Origin of the sequence: Dehalobacter sp. CP (assembly GCF_047652685.1) — a bacterium.
In the GTDB taxonomy this organism is placed as follows: domain Bacteria; phylum Bacillota; class Desulfitobacteriia; order Desulfitobacteriales; family Syntrophobotulaceae; genus Dehalobacter.
Map to the genome: position 1 here is coordinate 1,084,719 of NZ_CP157399.1, position 18,164 is coordinate 1,102,882.

Consider the following 18,164-nt stretch of genomic DNA (forward strand, 5'->3'; position numbering starts at 1 on the left):
CTTTTATCATTTGTTTACATAAGCAATGTGTCAAATAACGACAATGTATTACTTAAAAAAAGCATACTGAATAAAAAAGACTTAAGCCAAAAATAAAACGAAAAAAACCATAAAGTGAGAGGAAGATGTGAATGTCCCGGATTAAAAACCTGCGTGAAGAGGCTTTGGCGTTTCACGCCGTAAGGCCTGGTAAACTTGAAGTAAAAGTAACGGTTCCTGCCAATGACAGGGACGATTTGACACTCGCCTATTCCCCCGGAGTGGCTGATCCTGTGAAAGAAATTGCGAAAGATTTAGCGAATCTCGATGTTTACACCAATCATGCCAACTATGTCTGTATCGTTTCCGATGGAACAGCCATTCTCGGGCTTGGCAACCTCGGTCCAGCAGCGGCTATGCCTGTCATGGAAGGAAAGGCCCTTCTGTTTAAAGCCTTTGCCGACGTTGACGCATTCCCGATTTGTGTAAATACGAATGATATTGATAAAATTGTTGAGCTTGTCGAGTTAATAGCCCCGACCTTTGGCGGTGTTAACCTTGAGGACATCAAAGCTCCCGAATGTTTTGAAATTGAAGGAAAGTTAAAAGCCCGTAATATTTTCAAAGGACCGATCTTCCATGATGATCAGCATGGAACGGCTGTCGTTACCTTGGCGGGCCTTTTTAATGCGCTGAAAGTCGTTGGCAAGAGCATAGATGGAATCAAAGTCGTTACGAACGGCGCCGGAGCCGCCGGGATTGCAATTATCAAGCTGATGATGAGCATGGGACTGAAGAACGTTATCATGTGCGATACCAAAGGTGCGATTTATAAAGGACGCCCTGAAGGTATGAATAAATATAAGGACGAAATCGCTGAAAAGACAAATTATGAAATGTGCACAGGCAGCCTCAGAGATGCGATCAAGGGTGCGGACGTCTTTATCGGCGTATCAGCTCCAGATTCCATTGACGAAGAGATGATTAAGTCCATGGCCAAAGATCCGATCGTCTTTGCTCAGGCCAATCCGATTCCAGAAATCTGGCCGATTGAAAGAGCCATCAATGCCGGCGCTGCTGTCATTTCGACCGGACGTTCCGACGTTATCAATCAGATCAACAACGTTCTGGCTTTCCCGGGCATGTTCCGCGGTGCGATTGATGTCCGCGCGACCGATATCAACGATGCAATGAAGATTGCTGCCGCCCAGGCAATTGCCGACTGCGTTAAACTGGAAGAATTGTGTGCCGACTACATCATCCCAAGTGCCTTCAATCCCGAAGTTGCCGCTGCTGTCGCTGCTGCAACAGCCAAAGCTGCGATTGAGTCCGGTATTGCCAGAAATCCGGTCGATCCTGCCTTAGTGGCGGAAAATCTGAAGAAGAGACTGGCGAATCAATATAAATAAGATTGCGGTTAGACGCTTACACCGCATGATATGTTGTCAAGCTTTGCAAAACCTGCGGAGAATGGTATCGATCTTAAAGGATTATACAGAGTTTCCCGTAATCCGATGTATGTGGCATATTTTATTTATTTTTTAGGTTGTGTGCTGCTTACTCAGTCGTTGATATTGCTTGCAATACTAATGGTCTTTCAAATATCAGCGCATTGGATTATCCTATCTGAAGAAAGATGGTGTGTAAAGAAATTTGGGAAAGAGTACATAAATTATATGAATAAAGTAAGGCGTTATATTTAAAGGTTCACAAGTACATTCTTTAAATGAGCATTATACGAAAATTGTTCAAAAGCCCGCTGTTCATGCGGGCTTGCTCTTTTCAGTAGGGATTTTTCCTGCTTTTTTAGCGACGTTTTATGGTCATGATATAACTGTCTTTGAACGCCATTCCCAGGCCGGCGGTATGATGCGTTATGAAATACCGGAATACCATTTGCCTAAAGTGATCTTGGACCAGGAGATCAAACTGATGGCTATCTACGACAGAATTCCAAGTTAATTGGCGATTATACATAAGTCAAAACAATTGAATACATATTCAATTGTTTTGACTTATAAAAATTAAGCATCACGAAATTTCACAGGAAAAGTTTTGATACCATATGATACAGAATATAGTCAACCGAAAGGAACGTAAAAATGGAGAGCACGCCAACTGAAAGAACGCCGGCTGTCGTCGCCGGGGAAATCGCTGCCATCAAAGCACAAACAAGAAAGATATTGCTTGTCAGCGCGGTTGAAGTCGGACGGCGCTTGATGGAAGCCAAGGAAATGATCCCTTATGGGGAATTTTGCAAATGGCTGGAGGAAGCCGTTGATTACTCAGAGCGTGTAGCTTATAAACTGATGCGCATCGCCGAAGAGTATGGACCGGGGCTGTCCGTACTATCCGAAGCCGATGTGAGCACTGCGCCTTTTGCCAGACTTGGTTACAGCCAGGCCTTCGCCCTTTTGGGGATCTCCGCGGAGGAACGGGCGGAGTTTATCACGCAGCTAGATATTGAGCATATGTCGGTGAGCGCACTACAGCAGGTGATCAAGGACAGGAACGAGGCTCTTGAAGAGAAAACAGCGCTGGCAAAAAAACTGAAGATCCATCAAGACAAAGTTACCGGCTTAGCTGAGGAGTGCGATCAGGCGAAAAAAGAGGCGGAGGCTAAAGAACAGGCATTATGGGGCGAGCAGAGCAGGGTAACGCAGCTGCAGCGGGAGCTGGCAGCGCTTCAGAACGACAGCGTGGCCGCCCGGCGTATGAAAGAGATCGAACGGGAGCGCGATATAGCCAAGATCAACCACGCCATGGCGCAGGCCGACGCCCGCTACGATCTAATCGTCAAAGGATTCGATGACCTGTTCAGCGCGATCAGGGAGATGGCTGGAGCAGATCCCAAGGCTTACAAGCTGTTTGTTAATCAAACAAGTGAGTTTATCGCGAAGACGGCGCGCAAGTTAAAACGTATCGAAAAAAATGCACAAACGGGACTGACAGAACAGGCGGTTCCCGAGGCTCCTGCTCCCGAAACACCATGATTTTAAGGAAGAACCTCCCAGCCGGCTAAGTCGGCGGAGGTTCTTCCAACGGGGCTGCCCCCAGGTTGCTGCGGTTATCGCTTACGCTTCCGGAGGATCGTAAAGATCATCCGTTTCCGTATTGATAACTTTAATATCTCGTTTAGCGGCCAAAGCGCCGCTCGCAGTGATGAATACGTCCTTCGTGATGAGTGTATCCATCACGGCTTCAGCCTCAGCCTTCGTCAAGCCTGTTTTCGGATTGGTCAGCGTGATTGCGAATGTCTTGCCCCCGCTGGTTAAGAACGTTAAGCGCACGACTTTATTTGTGGTAACCGCCATTGCGTCTCACCTCCTTGTCTATCCGCTTTGGCTGCCGGTTATTCATCCGCCAGCTCCGAATTGCTGCTCAAGACCACTTCCAACACCTGATCCTGCACCAGGCTGAATAAGGCTGTCGCCACGTCATAGGCATCTTGGATCGTGGCATCGGCTCTTACGCCGCTGAAACTTTTCTTTCTGGTCACCGGGTCACCGGCAGGCGTTACCCCGGACTCGCATGTTATGACCAGCGTAGAAGTTAATGGTGTAGCAGTAACCGCCATTTCCATCATCTCCTCTCCGGTTTATATGACAAGCCGGCTTGTCCAGCTTGTCGGTTTATTTTATGCCGGTGTTTGTCCGATAGTGACAGCCGGATTATGTCATAAGTGGTTTGCGTTTATCCATTTTTAGGTAGAATTAAGCAAATAAAAAGCCATATTTATGATGGCAAGAATCATTCATAGGCTAAATTGCTGGGGCTTCTCCTGAGTTACTTCGAAAATTAAAATGTGTTTATTGCCGGGAAATACATTATTAATAAAAAGACAAAAATTTTAAGTAAATCCTATCTAAGGAATGATTTTATGTATCCATTTATAGGTATCTAAAGTAATAGATATTAATGGGGATTTGATAACTAATCTTGATTTTGATCAAGATCTTATTGATCTTTATATATTATTTATACTTTTAGAGTAATTTTTAAGACTTAATTTATGAGATTTAAGGATATAATAGGCAATATTAAGAAATAAAGTTATTTTTGGATCCGGGGATGGATTTCCTTGAAAAAGATCAATGAACAAAATAATTTAGCGGTACCCTATCTGATGTCAACTTTATTGACATTGGCCTTAACAATTCTCCTTTCTCCTATGAAAGAATTTCTAGGGCAGGTTAATATATCCATGCTCTATCTTCTACCAGTTCTTTTAAGTGCTGCCTGTTGGGGCAGATGGCCAGCTGTTTTTACAGCAGGGATAGGTGTTATTACTTTTGACTACTTTTTTGTTCCACCCTATTTTACGTTTACAGTTGATGATTTCCGTTATTTAATCAGCTTTACAATATTAATGCTGGTTGGTTTTTCAACAGGTACGCTTTCTTCCCGGCTCAAGGATCAGATTATAAATTCCCGGCAACGTGAGCAGCAAGTTTCCACCCTATATTCCCTTAGTCGGGAACTTACAGCAGCTGACAATCTGGAGGTGGTTTTAGATAACATTGCCCGAAAAATCGCAGATACTTTGGACGCGCAGGTTGTTATACTACTGCCTGATGAAAGAGGAAAACTCATACTGCGGCAGAGCTCAAATCCCGAACATTTTTTGAATAAAAATGAATTGGCAGCCGCTGCCTGGGTGTATGCAAAAGGACTAAAAGCGGGGTTGGGAACAGAAGTATTCGAATCTCCGAGCTCTCTATATCTGCCGTTATTAATGGAACAAGGGAACCAAGGCGTTTTAGGAATTAGCTTGAATCACATAAATAGAGGGGAACATGTAAATGCTGAGCTAATACGTTTCTTAGAAGCGTTTGCAGGTTTGACGGCTATCGCTGTCAATAGAATCAAGCTGGCTGATGAAGCAAAAAAGGCTCATACCCTAGCAGAATCAGAGCGTTTGCGGACAGCATTATTCAATTCGCTATCCCACGATTTGCGTACACCCCTTTCTTCTATTATTGGAGCCGCTACAGGATTAATCGAGGATAATGATGGTTTGTACTCCTCTGATGCGCGACATGACTTATTGCAAACAATTCTTCAAGGCGCCGAAAGAATGAAGCGATTTGTAAATAACCTGTTGGATATGGCGCGTCTAGAGAGCGGAATGATCAAATTAAATAAGGACTGGTGTGATATGCAAGATATTATGGGCGTGGCGGTAAGCAGTTTAGGGACGATGCTGACAGGTCGTAAACTGGAGATTAATATTCCCGAAGATCTGCCCATGGTTCAAGCAGACTATGTGTTAATTGAGCAAGTCATTGTTAATTTACTAGATAATGCGGTAAAGTACTCCGAACAAGATAGTACGATAACCATCCAGGTTAGGCTACAGTCAAACAATTTGGAAATTGCCATAGCCAATAGAGGGAATCCAATACCGGAAGCTGATCTTAGTAAGGTGTTTCATAAGTTCTACCGGCTTAGTTCACCGCTTCAAGTCAGTGGAAGTGGCTTGGGCTTATCGATTTGTAAAGGAATTATTGAAGCGCATCATGGAAATATATGGGCAGATAATAATACACTAAGTGGCGTAACGATTACTTTCAGTTTGCCCTTGAGTAACGAATACTCCGAAAAAGTGCCACTTAAAGAAGGAGACTAAAATGGAGAAGAGGGGGCAGCGTATATTAATTATTGATGATGAGATTCAAATCCGCAGATTCCTGCGTGTCAGTCTAACCAGCCATGGCTATGACGTGCAAGATACAGGAATGGGTAAAGCAGGTTTTGATAAGGTTTTTACATTCCATCCAGAACTGGTGATTTTAGATTTAGGGCTGCCTGATATGAGTGGTATTGAGGTGTTAAGCAGGATACGGGAATGGTCCAAAGTTCCAATCATTATTCTTTCAGTTCAGGAACAAGAAACGGATAAGGTTACTGCACTTGACAATGGAGCCGATGACTATGTTACAAAACCCTTTGGTATGGGTGAATTACTTGCCCGGATGAGGGCGACATTACGTCATGCCACCCGCGTTGAAGAGGAACCAATATTGAGGTTCGATGATTTGGTTATCGACTTCTCACATCGCCAAATTAAAGTTAATCATAGAGAAATCAAACTTACACCTACAGAATATGAGCTGATGAAAAGTTTAGCACTGAATGCCGGCAAAGTTCTGACTCACAAGTATTTATTACGAACGGTTTGGGGACCGGAATACGAAACGAGTATTCAATATTTACGCGTCTTTATGGGACAAATCAGACGGAAAATTGAGACTGATCCATCACGTCCCCGCCATATCATTACTGAACCGGGGGTTGGGTTCAGGTTGTTGTAGAAAATATAAAAATGAAGAAAAGAGTGTATAACGATGTCTGGGGTCAATAATAAATTGGTGTGGTTAAGATTAAGAACAATGATATTTGGGCATCCCCTTGCCACGAAAAGCGCAGAAACCCAAAAGGTTGGGGTCTTTGGCGGCATCCCAGTATTTGGTTCGGATGTTATATCTTCTCAAGGGTATGCTCCGGATGCAATTTTATACATTTTAATTTTAGCAGGGACTGCAGGGTATGCAGCATCCATGAAGGTAACAGCAGCAATTGTACTATTGTTGTTTAGTATTTTAATGCTCTATCGCCGTACAATCCAAAAATATGCCAGAGGTGGCGGATCTTATACTGTTGCACACGCGTATTTAGGAGAAAAAATGGGCCTGCTGGCAGGTGCCAGTCTGAGCATCGACTATATTTTAACAGTAGCTGTTAGTGTCAGCTCGGCAGTTGAGAATCTCACCGGTATATTTAGCTGGCTGGAACCAACGCCACATAAAGTATTGGCTGATTGTCTGATCATTGTATTTATGACTTTTGTAAATTTGCGCGGGATGAAAGAATCTGCCCGTCTTTTTGCCTTACCGGTGTATACCTATATTTTCAGTATTCTGGCACTTGTCGGGTTTGGCGTCTTTAAATATTTGATGTATGGAGTTTCTGTCCTGCCGGATTCTCAGGCCTTGATTACAGCGAATACCCAAAGTGTGACCCTATTTGTATTTTTGCGGGCAATGGCAGCCGGTACTACCGCGCTTACTGGAACTGAAGCTGTGAGTAACGGAGTATCAGCCTTTAAAGCCCCTGCCCAAAAGAGAGCCATCAATACACTATTTGTCCTTGGCTTGATTGTTGCGATAGGTCTTGTCGGGTTGGTATTTCTGGCAAGTCAATATCAACTTGTTCCAAGCGATGATAATACCATCATCAACCAGCTTGGATTACTGTTTTTTGGCAAATCGTTGATGTACTATCTGTTAATGGCAGGAATAGCCTTGATTTTAATGATTGCCGCGAATACGCCTTTTGTAGGACTGCCCATTCTCTTAAGTCTCATGGCCCGCGATGGGTATGCCCCCCGCTATTTCAAAAACCTTGGAGATCGATTGGTATACAGTTCAGGGATTTGGACCTTGAGTATTATCGGGCTGCTTTTGATTATCATTTTTCACGGGAATACGCACAGTATGCTCCCTTTGTATGCTATCGGCGTGTTTATCAGTTTCTCTCTTACGGGTTTTGGTCTGGCAATACATTGTATCAGAGATAAACCCAAGAATTTCCGCAGCGATTTTATCATCTTTGCGTTCGGTGGAGCGATATCTTTTTTGATGTTTTTGGTATTCTTAGTTACAAAGTTTACTGAAGGGGCATGGTTAGTTGCTATTATTATTCCATTGCTTATGGTATTCTTCCATATCGTCTCAAAAGTATACAAGCGGGAAATCATGCTCATTAAAGCGACAAAAAATGATATGGATGAATTTAATCATCAAATTGCCAGAATATCTGAGCGTCGTTCCAATGTGAACCTTTCGGAGTATAAAAGTAAGATTGTTGTTCCAGTGTTTGATCTGAACAAAATTGTTCTTAAATCACTCCTCTATGGTTATGAGCAAACGCCTCTCATTACAGCAGTGCACGTAGCATCAGATAGGGAGAGGGCAGAAAAGCTGCAGAGACACTGGAAGGAAAACAATATACAAGTTGAGTTAGAGATCGTCGATTCACCTTATAGGGCTACTGTCCATGACTTGCTGCAATACCTTGATAAACTAGAAAATGACCCGCGTTATACTACGATCACTCTGGTTATTCCCGAATTTGTTCCACCAAGGCTATGGCAGAACTTTCTACACAACCAAACCGGTCAATTAATGAAACTGTTACTTTTATTGCGTAAGAGTATTTTAGTTACCAGCGTACCTTATCATCCAGAGGAAAAATGATAAGTTACCGTTTAACCTGGAGTGATAAATCTTACGGTCCTTTTCTTATGCCGAAGTATTTTAGGAAATTTTTACGGGCATATTAGTTTTAAGAATATTAAAAACGTCTCTTTATTAAACAGGGAATTCGTTATAAGGGGAAACGATTTAAGGAGATGTATGCTTTGCATCCCGATAAAATTTTCTACAAACCCGCTGTTTTGGACTTTGAGCTCGGGAGACAGCTTAGAGAAAAGTTCGGTAGTGTTCCATGGCTGCCAATTGAAAACCACAACAATATTGAGCAACTGCGCAATAATCCTAACCAAGCATTTGCTAAGATGAAACGGCATCTTATTATCGGCGTACGGAAATCCTTAAACTACACGCCTAACAGTAAGGTCTAGGATTTCCTGGTACCATACACTTCTTCCGGCTGTAGCGCGATGTGCCTTTGTTGCTATTTGGTATGGAATTACAACAAATGCTCATATCTCAGGTTATTTGTCAATCGCGAGCAAATGATGGCTAAACTGCTGAAAACCGCAAGCCGTTCGGAAATCTCAAAAATTTAACGGTGTTCCGATCATCTGTGTGGTCTGAAATAGGTGGAGTAAGATGCTCTTTCCATTTCGACAAACTTAGAAACAATATGAAACTATTTGACCAAGGAATTCAAAGCAATACAGAGAATATCTTTAACGTTAGAGTAAAGCCTTTTTCTGAATTACGTATGACAATGCGTTGTCATGGCTGGCGACCAGATCGCCTGGAACAGAAAAAAGGCCCAAGTCAGGACAGGAAGATTGAAAGGAGGTATGTCAGGCGGTCAGGAAGTACTTAAGCGGCCGGGAGTTATCGATAGCAGCAAACGAGCAATTTTTTGCAGGAGTGGTATTTGGCTGAATACTGCTGGTCGTAAGAGCCTGAGTGTCGGGCAGTCAATCTTCAGAATTGGTTTGGTTAGGAAAGATTTAAAATTAAAAAAGTCTGCCTGAGGTTAATCCGGTCGGAAATGGCAGACTCAACAAAAGGAGCCCTAAAACGGCTCCTCTTTTTGACGGCTACGGAGGGCAAGGCAGCTTAATTTAACTCTTGGATCGAAGCCTCATCTCTGTCCAGTTTCTTGATGCAGACGCTGAAGCGTTCTCTTAACGACTGGTCTGTTACGGCTTCCCGCATCTGGCGCAGTAAATCGATGGTCCGCCTTAAGACCGCGATAATATCTCCTTCATCGAGGGTGCAGAGCTGCTGAAGCTCAATTAATGCGGCGCCTTTGCTCCAATGATACGCAAGGACGGCCGCCCTGGATTCAAAGCGCACAGCATCAGACCCGCAGATGCTCTGAATATAATTCAGGATTTCCCTGACAGGCTTAAAATCAATCTGGTCAAACTTCTGGAAATACTCATTACGTTTGCTTTCATAATCAATACAGGAAATCAGCGCAGTCAGCTGGTCATCATCCAGCTGTTCAATGATTCCTGAGTAAATCAATTCGGTTACCAGGATTTCCTGCACATAAATATATCTGGCGAGCTCCCCGCGCGGCAAAAGCTTGTCATTCCCGATATAGCCTATTTGCTGCAGCAGGGCTTTTTTTCTTCCGAATTCGGAATTAAAGGTGTTGTAATCCGGCATTGAGAACAATTGATTCTTGAGATCCGTAATTTCTTTTTCGAGGTTTATCCACTTTCCGGCGAAGGATTTACAGTTGTCGTTTTGTTTTCTGGTACATTTCTGGGGAGCAGTCTTAAGGATCTTCTCCCATCTCATGATTTTTCGGTGCATCTGACGCCCGAAAATCTTATTGCGGCGTCGCGGGTCCAATTTGTCATAGGCTTTATGAAGTCTGTCCAATTCTTTCTTTTTCGGGTAGTAATTCAGCGGGCACCGATAGGTCCCGACATGCTCACAAAGGTTCTCTTTGGCTTGGGCTGATTGCTCGGACAGAAGATGAATCTCCTCTTCCGTTTTTTGGGCGGTCAAGATATAGGAATGAGCAGCAAAACTTTTTTTGAAATAGGTTTCGATTTGCTCCGGCGATAGTGTTGCTAGAAGATTCAAAACTGTATTATAGGAAAGCCGGAACTGACTGGTCAGAGGTTCCAACTTGGCAATATCAAATTTTACCGGCGGTTCTTTTTCAAAGTAATTCAAATCAACAATCGCAAAGGAATAACCAATCTCATCAATACCACGTCGGCCGGCTCTGCCGGACATCTGAAAAAATTCATGGTTTGCCAGAGCCCTGAAACTACGTCCGTCGTATTTGTTTAGGGAATCAAAGCAAACGGCCTTGACAGGGTAGTTGATCCCGACACTGAAGGTCTCGGTACAGTACAGAACTGAGATCGTCTTCGCCAGGAAAAGATCCTCTACGACGGATTTCTGCAAAGGCAGAAGCCCTGCATGGTGATAGGCAATACCTTTCCGGCAGACCCTGAATAATTTGCGTGTGGAAGAGGACCAAGTATCTTCAGCACCAAAATGCTCCAAAAAAATGTTTTTCACTTCTTTGCTTTGTTCCGGCGACAGGTAGTTTTTGATATTTGCCAGTTCATGCGCTTTATCGGCGCATTGCTTTCTGCTGAATACAAAATAGAGGGTAGGAAGATATTGTTTCTCAACAGTTTTGATCAGGTCAAGATGTGACGTCGGTTTAAACAGCGGGGAATTATCGGTTCTGTCCGTGGATTTAAGCTTCTGATAATAGAACCTGATCAGGTCATCATAGCCGATGATGCCGGTGTCCTGACAAAAGTAATAATATTCCAGAGGAACGATCCTTTGCTGTTCCTCGATCAACACAACGGTGTCTTTGCGGATGGCCTCGATCCAGCCCTTCAGTTCCGCGGCATTGGCAATTGTGGCACTTAAGCCCAGAATCTTAATATTTGGCGGAGCGAGAATGATGGATTCTTCCCAGACTGTACCTCTGTCCTCATCATTAAGCCAGTGAATTTCGTCAAAGATGATATAGGAAACGTGCTCCAGTTCCGGATCATTGGTGATGACCTGGTTGCGGAAGATCTCTGTCGTCATGATCAGCAGCGGAGCGCCAGGATTGATCACAACATCCCCGGTCATGATCCCGACGGTCTCGCTGCCAAATTGGCGGGAAAAATCTTTAAATTTCTGGTTGCTTAAGGCTTTTATCGGTGCTGTATAAATAATCCGTTTGCTTTCCCGAATTGATTTTTCGACCAGATAATCTGCTACCATTGTTTTTCCTGTCCCGGTAGGGGCTGAGACAATGACGGAATGCCCATGATTGATTGCTTCAATCGCATCCATTTGAAATTGGTCGAGTTTTAGTCCCTGATACTCGGAAATCACGCTGATCACCTGCTTTTATTTTGAAGTCGCAATCATTGTAACAGAGTAAATAGCGATAATCAAATCCATACCCATACAAAAGCAAAGACGCCTCATATCATTTAAAGCGCCTTCGCGACTGTCATTAATCCCACGCAGGTTTACTCTTCTTTCTGGTCAAGCGGATGGGACGGGAAAGCAGCAACTATCTGGGCAGCACCAACGACTTCTGCCAAAACTCGGGCTTTGTCCGGAAACATTTGTGATTCAAAGTGCGTCATGACTTCGCCTTTTAAGGAAACATAATATCTCGGAGGGAAGCGGTTCAGTACAAAAGCCATTATGTCGGCCTGACACCGTTCGCATTTGCAAGGGATATTGGCGACAGGCAGATAATCTTCCAATGTTTTCTTCACGATGACTTCACTAAAATTTTTTAGTTCATACATTAGTCTTATCCTCCCAGGGAAAAAATGCTTACCCTATTTTAACATATCACGCCAAAGGGTAAAAGAACCCAGCGGGATCTCGAAAAAGTTTTTCAGGTATTGAAACATCTTCAAACGTTCTTTGAATATCAAGTTCCCAGCAAGTGAAACAGTTTTGTCTTCAAAGGCAATATCCCGGAAGAGAAAATCAGTTCCGGATCACGCGGCCGGGGAAACGGAACGTCGATGACCTCGACAATTTCTGCCGGGTATTTGCTGAGTACAAAAATTTTATCCGACAGCAGAATTGCCTCTTCAATATCATGGGTAATAAAGAGTACGGTATGCTTCGTTTCAATCCAGATTGATAGCAGCCAAAGCTGCATTTCTCTGCGGGTCAGGGCATCAAGCGCCCCGAAAGGCTCATCCAAAAGCAGCGTGGACTGTCCGAATAGGATGGTTCGGAGCAGGGCGCCGCGCTGTTTCATGCCGCCGGAAAGCTGATGAGGATAGTAATCGGCAAAATCGAGCAGCCCAAAATGCTCTAAACCCTTGAGGGCCTCGATTGAAGAGATTTTTTTATCCTGGCGTATGAGATCGCAGCCCAGCGTTACATTTTCCCGAAGAGTCCGCCACGGAAGAAGCAGGTCTTTTTGAAACATGTAGCCGACATATCCTGGCATTCCGTTGATTTCCTGGTCATCGAGAAGGATTTGCCCCTGATCGGGCTTTTCAATACCAGCGATAAGATTGCACAGCGTACTCTTGCCGGAACCGGAAGGCCCGATCAGGGAGACGAAAGAACCGCTCTCAATGGTCAGATTCAAATCCCGGAAAATCTCCATGGACTGACCGTTTTCAATATAGGTTTTCGAAAGGTTTTTTAAGGCAAGCGTCAAGGCGTCTGACCTCCGTTATCTAGTCGGAAGAAAGTCATTGGTAAAAGCTTTGGATGAATCCATCATTTTGGTGACGAGCTTATTGTCATAGAGCCACTTGCTGTAGTTTTCCCAGACAGTTGCTTTCTGGACACCCCATTGTTTCGTATCGGCTTTGTACTGCGGGCTCAGCCAGGCTTGGCTGCGTTTGATCATTTCCGGATCGGATTCAGGAGCGTATTTGATTAAGATTTCAGCTGATTCTTCCGGATTCTCAATTGCATATTCGTAGCCGGCACTAATTGCCTGCATCATTTTGCGGACAGTATCGGGGTTACTCTGAATCATTTCCTCGTTCGAGACAATGACCGGTGTGTAATAATCGAGGGCAGGGTCGATATCTTTCAGCCAGATCATATTAAGTTCCTGTCCTCTGATTTCAGCCTGGATACCTGTCCAACCATAGAAAATCCAGGTCAGATCGATATTGCTATTCAAAGAGGCCAACTGATCGGTTTCCCCGATATTGACCATATTGATTTTGCTGAAGTCGGCATTTTCTTTTTGCATCAGCGCTGTAAGGATCGCGGTTTCCGAAGGCAACCCCCAGCCGCCGTATGTTTTCCCTTCAAAATCCTTGGCTGTCAGGATATTCTTACTTCTCAGCGAGACAAAACCAGAGGTGTTGTGCTGAATGATGGTTGCCAGAGAGACAAGTGGCAAGTCACTGAGGCGGGCAGATGTAACCTGTTCCTGCGCACTGATACCAAAATCTACCTTTCCGGTTGCAACAAGCTGCTCGAGTGTTCCTTGGCTAGATGGGTTGACAATGTTGACTTCGAGTCCCTGGTCTTTGAAGTAGCCTTTATCCTGAGCAACAAATAGTCCGGTATGATTCGTATTCGGCGTCCAGTCCAGCATAAGCGTTAGTTTAACCGGCTGGTTATTCTGGCTGGAGTTCTGTTCAGCCTGTTTGCTGCAACCCGAAAGAGTCACAGTGAGAATCAGAAGGAGCACAATAAACGTAACCAATATCTTTTTCGTTTTCATTTTTATACCTCACTTGTATTTTTTGGGGGGCGAAGGAATGTATCTTTTTCTCCTTGTTTAAGGGGACGAAAGATACGTCCATGGGTCAGCTTGTTCGCCTGTATCGGGAATACCAGGGAAGCAGTAGCCTGGTCAGAATAATAATGATTGCATAATAAAAGAAGCTGAGAGCAGTGATTGCAATGATTGCTGCAAATACTCTGTCGGTAAGGAAATTATTCGAAGAACGCAGCAGATAGACACCGAGCCCCTGGCTTGCTCCAAGCCATTCACTGATGACAGCCGTCATGACACTGTAGGCAGCAGCAATTTTTAAGCCTGAAAACAGTGCCGGCATGGCGTGCGGCCAGCGGATTAGGGAGAATACCTGCCATTTGGATGCGCCCATGCTTTGCAGCAAATGCAGAAGATCCAAATCGCTTAATTCAAGGCCTTCAAGCAAACTGATCGCGATCGGAAAAAAACAGACCAGAACGACAATTAAGATTTTAGGCAGTACCCCATACCCCAGCCAGAGCAACAGCAGCGGTGCGACCGCTATCAAGGGGATCGTCTGGGAAATGATCAGAAATGGATAAAACACCCGCCGGGACAGCGGAAACAGCGTCATCAGTGTACTAACTGTCATGCCCAGAGCAACAGCAAGCCCTAAACCCAACGTCGTCTCAATGATCGTTACTTTGGTATGGCCCCACATCATGTCCCTCGTATTCCAGAGAGCTTTCCCGATCTGAGAAGGAGAGGGAAGAAGCCAGTGGGGGATGCTGAAGTAATTTACCGTAAACTGCCAGACTGCCAGCAGCACAACCAAAAAGAAAAGGGCAGGGGCATACCTCAGCAATGCAGCCGGTGGTCGGAATCTCCGGCTATTGTTTTTTAGCAATAGGGATCCGGATCCCTTCTTTTCAGCGGTACTTGGCAATTTTTTCATTGATCGTGGAACCCTGGGGTACATAGTCAATTTTTACATTGGTCATTACTCTAGAAGCCCCGGCTTTGATACAAGCCTCCATGGCATCTTTGATGACCTGCCAGATTTCATCAGGCTCTCCTTCAAGTGCTGTTTCCATCGGACCGACTTCGTAGGGAAGGCCGCTTTGGGCGACAACTTTAATTGCTTCATCAACAACCGGATAGATTCTGGATTCCTCCACTTTTGGAATGACCTGAAAGGCCATTGTTATCTTTGCCAAAATACATTTCTCCTTCACGTATTTTTTTAGATTACTGTCCGGGACTTTCTAAATAATAAGACACTGCTTATCGACGATGACCGACAAACAAAAAACGCTGCAAAGGCAGCGCAGTTATTAAAGTTTTTTATTATTACTACGCTGGCATTACCCAGATCAGTTTTAAGGGTCGGATACGTGATATCCCTCTCAGCCAGCATCCCCAGCTCCCCATACTATTAAATTAGTTTTATCCTACCATAGTTGAAAATCATTAGCAATAGTGTTTTAGATTACTATTTGCTTTTCATCAGATCATTTGCTTCTCAGGTGAGATATTCTAGATAGTTCTTAAATTGGACAATTTGGGCTAATTATCATATGATAGTACTGACCATATACTGGGCAAGATGGTACAAGGAGAGAGAAAATGGATTTTGCAGGCAAAGATAAATCAGAATACGTCAAGGAAACGTTTAACGCAATTGCCGGGAAATATGATCTAATGAATTCCCTGATGAGTATGGGGATGGATAACGCCTGGCGGGCCAAAGCAGTCAGGATTGTCGAGGCTAAACCCGGAATGAAGATGATTGACCTGTGCTGCGGAACCGGCAAGCTTACCAGAGAAATTGCCGTCGCCGTCGGGGATTCCGGCAGAGTCACCGGAGTCGATTTTTCAGAGGAAATGCTGGCTGTCGGTCGTAAAAATATTGAAAATGACCGTTACAAAGCGAGTATTGAGCTTTTGCAGGGCAATGCGATGAGCTTGCCTTTTACCGACAACAGTTTTGACGGAGCGACCGTTGGCTGGGGGCTCAGGAACCTTCCTGATCTGCGCCGCGGAATCCGGGAAATGATCCGTGTTGTCAAACCTGGTTCGATGGTCGTATCTCTGGATATGGGAAAACCGACTATGCCGGTTTTCAAACAGCTTTACTGGCTATATTTTGAGAAGATCGTTCCGTGGCTGGGAAAAATTCACGGCGGAAAACAAAAAGAATACACGTATCTTTATGATTCGGCCTGTGAATTTGAATCTCAGCGTCAGCTCACCCTGATCTTTGCTGAATGCGGACTTCAGGATGCGGGATATAAAAATCTCGTCGGCGGTGTTGTGGCAATCGTGTATGGCCGAAAACCAAGATGAATCAAACAAATAGAATTAAAAATAAAGAATTAAATTGATAGACAACAATAATAGCAGTAAATAACGTAATAGAATTATCCCCGGGTCAACACCGAGGATAATTCTATTTTCACAGCAAAAGATAATACAGATAATCATTTTTCTTAATTCAACGTTTTACGAAGGGATTATTTACTGACATAATTCATTGGTTTCAGTGAAAAACTAGTGCTAAAATATTAAAACGGAGGTGTTTTTTATATGCGGGTCATGGATATTATGTCAACGGACGTAAGCTGGGTGGACCCAGCAGCCAAAGTTGCGGATATCGCTAAAATTATGAGAGATAAAGATATTGGTGCTGTTCCGGTCGTTCAGGCGGGCAAAGTATTGGGGATTATTACAGACCGGGATATTGTTCTGAGAGTCATCGCTTCGAACAAGGATGTCAACCAGATGACGGCCGAGCAGTGCATGACGGTAGATCCAATCTGTATCGATGGCACGCAGGATATCGATACCGTGGCTGAAACCATGGCTGAATACCAGGTAAAACGTCTTCCTGTGCTGAACAAGGGGCAAATTATTGGGGTCATTGCGTTAGGTGACCTCGCGATTGAAAACATTCATATCAATGAGGCTGGAGAGGCTTTAAACGGTATATCGCGAGGCATCAGCCATTAATGCCAACGTAGGGAAAGATACTTCAATCATAAGTGGGATATGTTTTACAATGGCATATCCCATTCTTAACGGATACCCAGTGGATTTTTTGGGGGATATAAGTTGAAATCTATGTTATATTAGAACATAGGTACTGACTGTGGAACAGTATGAAGCGTATTTTCGGGTTATTATTAAATCTTGCTGAAAAGGGGAACAACATGGCGGATTCAATGCAGAGCAGCTCAACGACCAAATCGGGAAGAAAGGCAAAGCGGAGTCGCTGGTTACAGCGGTGAACACAGCAGAAGCTGTCGGCAGCGGGTCACTGGAGGTTTTTGCAACTCCTATGCTCGCAGCCCTGATGGAAAATGCTGCGACCAAGGCGCTGGATCTTGCGGATGACCAGACCAGTGTCGGGACCTATTTGGAGATAAGACATTTGGCAGCAACACCTGTCGGACTTAAAGTATGGGTGGAGGCAGAGCTTATCGAAGCAGAAGGCCGCAGGCTTGTGTTTAACATTGAAGCGTTTGATGAAAAAGAGAAAATAGGGGAAGCCCGGCATAATCGGGTTATAGTTGGGACGGACCGGTTTATGACTAAAACCAATTCAAAGTTAAGTTAGAAGCTAAACTATAATTAAGTTAATGGTGGGGACGAGAAGTGGAAGCATTTAAAACACTCGAGAGAGAGACAGAGGCCGAACAAGTCATTGAGAAATCAAGATTTATCGCTTTGGTCAAATATATCGAAAGCGCCACCGAAGCCGAAAAAAATATCAAGGAAATCCGGGAAGCCCTTCCGAACGCCCGCCATTATGTATACGCTTACCGTATTCACGAAGGCAGGATTGAGAAAGCCTCGGATGACGGCGAACCGCAGGGTACAGGGGGAAGGCCGGTCATGGAACTGCTCCAGCACCGGCAGCTCTGGAACATCCAGATCATTGTTGTGCGTTATTTTGGCGGTATCCTGCTTGGTACCGGTGGACTTACAAGAGCCTATGGCGGGACAGCCCGCCTCGCATTGGAGAATACAGCGATTGTCCAGCTCGTTCCGCACCGGATCTATGTACTCCGGATTCCGTACTCCTGGTTTGAACAGATCCGGTACGGCCTGAAGCAAAAGGGCATGGAAAGCGGCAATGAAAAGTTTAGCGAAAAAATTGATCTTGAAGTATATATCCGGGATGGAGATCAGGATATCTTTACTGGCTGGCTGGATGAATTCACCAACGGGCAGGTTTCCTGGAAGGATGCTGGGGCTGTATTAAAGCCGGTTACCGTATAGAAAATAATCAGGTAAAT

At 44.4% G+C, this 18,164-nt stretch carries 20 protein-coding genes, 1 pseudogene and 1 riboswitch; of the genes and pseudogenes, 13 read left to right on the forward strand and 8 right to left on the reverse strand.

Annotated features, from left to right (window positions below):
- Positions 1–131 precede the first annotated feature (131 nt).
- The 4 genes and pseudogenes from AAH944_RS05480 to AAH944_RS05495 all read left to right on the forward strand — a co-directional run bounded on the left by AAH944_RS05480 (position 132) and on the right by AAH944_RS05495 (position 2,972).
- Positions 132–1,388, forward strand: a complete 1,257-nt coding sequence (locus AAH944_RS05480) for an NAD(P)-dependent malic enzyme (protein WP_415537130.1) — start codon at positions 132–134, stop codon at positions 1,386–1,388.
- A 39-nt stretch (positions 1,389–1,427) separates the two neighbouring features.
- A pseudogene (locus AAH944_RS05485) lies at positions 1,428–1,682 on the forward strand (methyltransferase family protein); the annotation flags it as partial.
- A gap of 70 nt (positions 1,683–1,752) precedes the next feature.
- A complete protein-coding gene (locus AAH944_RS05490; protein WP_415537132.1) occupies positions 1,753–1,941 on the forward strand; it encodes a hypothetical protein in 189 nt (62 codons plus the stop codon).
- 140 nt (positions 1,942–2,081) lie between these two features.
- On the forward strand, positions 2,082–2,972 hold the full coding sequence (locus AAH944_RS05495) for a DUF3102 domain-containing protein (protein WP_415537134.1): 891 nt from the start codon (positions 2,082–2,084) through the stop codon (positions 2,970–2,972).
- Positions 2,973–3,053: 81 nt separating this feature from the next.
- On the opposite strand, the gene AAH944_RS05500 is transcribed toward AAH944_RS05495, so the two are convergent.
- Both AAH944_RS05500 and AAH944_RS05505 read right to left on the reverse strand, forming a co-directional pair.
- Entirely contained in the window at positions 3,054–3,293 is a 240-nt protein-coding gene (locus AAH944_RS05500; protein WP_415537136.1) for a DUF2922 domain-containing protein, read from the reverse strand.
- A 38-nt stretch (positions 3,294–3,331) separates the two neighbouring features.
- Positions 3,332–3,556, reverse strand: a complete 225-nt coding sequence (locus tag AAH944_RS05505; protein ID WP_415537138.1) for a DUF1659 domain-containing protein — start codon at positions 3,554–3,556, stop codon at positions 3,332–3,334.
- Positions 3,557–4,060: 504 nt separating this feature from the next.
- On the opposite strand from AAH944_RS05505, the gene AAH944_RS05510 reads away from it, so the two are divergent.
- The 5 genes from AAH944_RS05510 to AAH944_RS05530 all read left to right on the forward strand — a co-directional run bounded on the left by AAH944_RS05510 (position 4,061) and on the right by AAH944_RS05530 (position 9,214).
- The gene (locus tag AAH944_RS05510; protein ID WP_415537139.1) at positions 4,061–5,608 is read left to right on the forward strand and encodes a DUF4118 domain-containing protein; all 1,548 of its coding nucleotides are present in this window, start codon (positions 4,061–4,063) and stop codon (positions 5,606–5,608) included.
- A gap of 1 nt (position 5,609) precedes the next feature.
- On the forward strand, positions 5,610–6,293 hold the full coding sequence (locus AAH944_RS05515) for a response regulator (protein ID WP_415537141.1): 684 nt from the start codon (positions 5,610–5,612) through the stop codon (positions 6,291–6,293).
- A gap of 33 nt (positions 6,294–6,326) precedes the next feature.
- Positions 6,327–8,237 (forward strand): APC family permease, encoded by a 1,911-nt coding sequence (locus tag AAH944_RS05520; protein ID WP_415537143.1) that lies wholly within the window; start codon positions 6,327–6,329, stop codon positions 8,235–8,237.
- Between the two features lie 164 nt (positions 8,238–8,401).
- Entirely contained in the window at positions 8,402–8,623 is a 222-nt protein-coding gene (locus tag AAH944_RS05525) for a spore photoproduct lyase family protein (RefSeq protein ID WP_415537145.1), read from the forward strand.
- 342 nt (positions 8,624–8,965) lie between these two features.
- Complete coding sequence (locus AAH944_RS05530) at positions 8,966–9,214, forward strand: hypothetical protein (RefSeq protein ID WP_415537147.1); 249 nt, start codon at positions 8,966–8,968, stop codon at positions 9,212–9,214.
- Positions 9,215–9,299: 85 nt separating this feature from the next.
- Here AAH944_RS05530 and AAH944_RS05535 read toward each other — a convergent pair whose 3' ends face one another.
- The 6 genes from AAH944_RS05535 to AAH944_RS05560 form a co-directional block, all read right to left on the reverse strand.
- Positions 9,300–11,555, reverse strand: coding sequence for a DEAD/DEAH box helicase (locus AAH944_RS05535; protein ID WP_415537791.1), 2,256 nt, complete (start codon positions 11,553–11,555; stop codon positions 9,300–9,302).
- A 140-nt stretch (positions 11,556–11,695) separates the two neighbouring features.
- Positions 11,696–11,983, reverse strand: coding sequence for a late competence development ComFB family protein (locus AAH944_RS05540; RefSeq protein ID WP_019225747.1), 288 nt, complete (start codon positions 11,981–11,983; stop codon positions 11,696–11,698).
- Positions 11,984–12,111: 128 nt separating this feature from the next.
- Positions 12,112–12,861, reverse strand: a complete 750-nt coding sequence (locus tag AAH944_RS05545; protein WP_415537150.1) for an ABC transporter ATP-binding protein — start codon at positions 12,859–12,861, stop codon at positions 12,112–12,114.
- A 15-nt stretch (positions 12,862–12,876) separates the two neighbouring features.
- Positions 12,877–13,890, reverse strand: a complete 1,014-nt coding sequence (locus AAH944_RS05550; RefSeq protein ID WP_415537152.1) for an ABC transporter substrate-binding protein — start codon at positions 13,888–13,890, stop codon at positions 12,877–12,879.
- Between the two features lie 85 nt (positions 13,891–13,975).
- Positions 13,976–14,773 (reverse strand): ABC transporter permease, encoded by a 798-nt coding sequence (locus tag AAH944_RS05555; protein WP_415537793.1) that lies wholly within the window; start codon positions 14,771–14,773, stop codon positions 13,976–13,978.
- Between the two features lie 22 nt (positions 14,774–14,795).
- Positions 14,796–15,083, reverse strand: coding sequence for an MTH1187 family thiamine-binding protein (locus tag AAH944_RS05560; protein WP_015042425.1), 288 nt, complete (start codon positions 15,081–15,083; stop codon positions 14,796–14,798).
- 116 nt (positions 15,084–15,199) lie between these two features.
- Positions 15,200–15,306: riboswitch (TPP riboswitch) on the reverse strand.
- Between the two features lie 186 nt (positions 15,307–15,492).
- Between AAH944_RS05560 and AAH944_RS05565 the strand changes: the two genes are divergently transcribed.
- From AAH944_RS05565 to AAH944_RS05580, 4 genes are all read left to right on the forward strand, one after another.
- Complete coding sequence (locus AAH944_RS05565) at positions 15,493–16,212, forward strand: demethylmenaquinone methyltransferase (protein WP_415537154.1); 720 nt, start codon at positions 15,493–15,495, stop codon at positions 16,210–16,212.
- 240 nt (positions 16,213–16,452) lie between these two features.
- Entirely contained in the window at positions 16,453–16,875 is a 423-nt protein-coding gene (locus tag AAH944_RS05570; RefSeq protein ID WP_415537156.1) for a CBS domain-containing protein, read from the forward strand.
- Positions 16,876–17,149: 274 nt separating this feature from the next.
- A complete protein-coding gene (locus AAH944_RS05575) occupies positions 17,150–17,482 on the forward strand; it encodes a thioesterase family protein (RefSeq protein WP_415537157.1) in 333 nt (110 codons plus the stop codon).
- 38 nt (positions 17,483–17,520) lie between these two features.
- The gene (locus AAH944_RS05580; RefSeq protein ID WP_415537159.1) at positions 17,521–18,147 is read left to right on the forward strand and encodes a YigZ family protein; all 627 of its coding nucleotides are present in this window, start codon (positions 17,521–17,523) and stop codon (positions 18,145–18,147) included.
- Positions 18,148–18,164: the final 17 nt, after the last annotated feature.

What these genes read in the sequence shown, in the direction of transcription:
- AAH944_RS05480 (WP_415537130.1), top strand. Translation starts at nt 132, where the DNA reads ATGTCCCGGATTAAAAACCTGCGTGAAGAGGCTTTGGCGTTTCACGCC.
- AAH944_RS05495 (WP_415537134.1), top strand. Translation starts at nt 2,082, where the DNA reads ATGGAGAGCACGCCAACTGAAAGAACGCCGGCTGTCGTCGCCGGGGAA.
- AAH944_RS05500 (WP_415537136.1), bottom strand. Translation starts at nt 3,293, where the DNA reads ATGGCGGTTACCACAAATAAAGTCGTGCGCTTAACGTTCTTAACCAGC.
- AAH944_RS05505 (WP_415537138.1), bottom strand. Translation starts at nt 3,556, where the DNA reads ATGGCGGTTACTGCTACACCATTAACTTCTACGCTGGTCATAACATGC.
- AAH944_RS05515 (WP_415537141.1), top strand. Translation starts at nt 5,610, where the DNA reads ATGGAGAAGAGGGGGCAGCGTATATTAATTATTGATGATGAGATTCAA.
- AAH944_RS05520 (WP_415537143.1), top strand. Translation starts at nt 6,327, where the DNA reads ATGTCTGGGGTCAATAATAAATTGGTGTGGTTAAGATTAAGAACAATG.
- AAH944_RS05530 (WP_415537147.1), top strand. Translation starts at nt 8,966, where the DNA reads ATGGCTGGCGACCAGATCGCCTGGAACAGAAAAAAGGCCCAAGTCAGG.
- AAH944_RS05540 (WP_019225747.1), bottom strand. Translation starts at nt 11,983, where the DNA reads ATGTATGAACTAAAAAATTTTAGTGAAGTCATCGTGAAGAAAACATTG.
- AAH944_RS05550 (WP_415537152.1), bottom strand. Translation starts at nt 13,890, where the DNA reads ATGAAAACGAAAAAGATATTGGTTACGTTTATTGTGCTCCTTCTGATT.
- AAH944_RS05565 (WP_415537154.1), top strand. Translation starts at nt 15,493, where the DNA reads ATGGATTTTGCAGGCAAAGATAAATCAGAATACGTCAAGGAAACGTTT.
- AAH944_RS05570 (WP_415537156.1), top strand. Translation starts at nt 16,453, where the DNA reads ATGCGGGTCATGGATATTATGTCAACGGACGTAAGCTGGGTGGACCCA.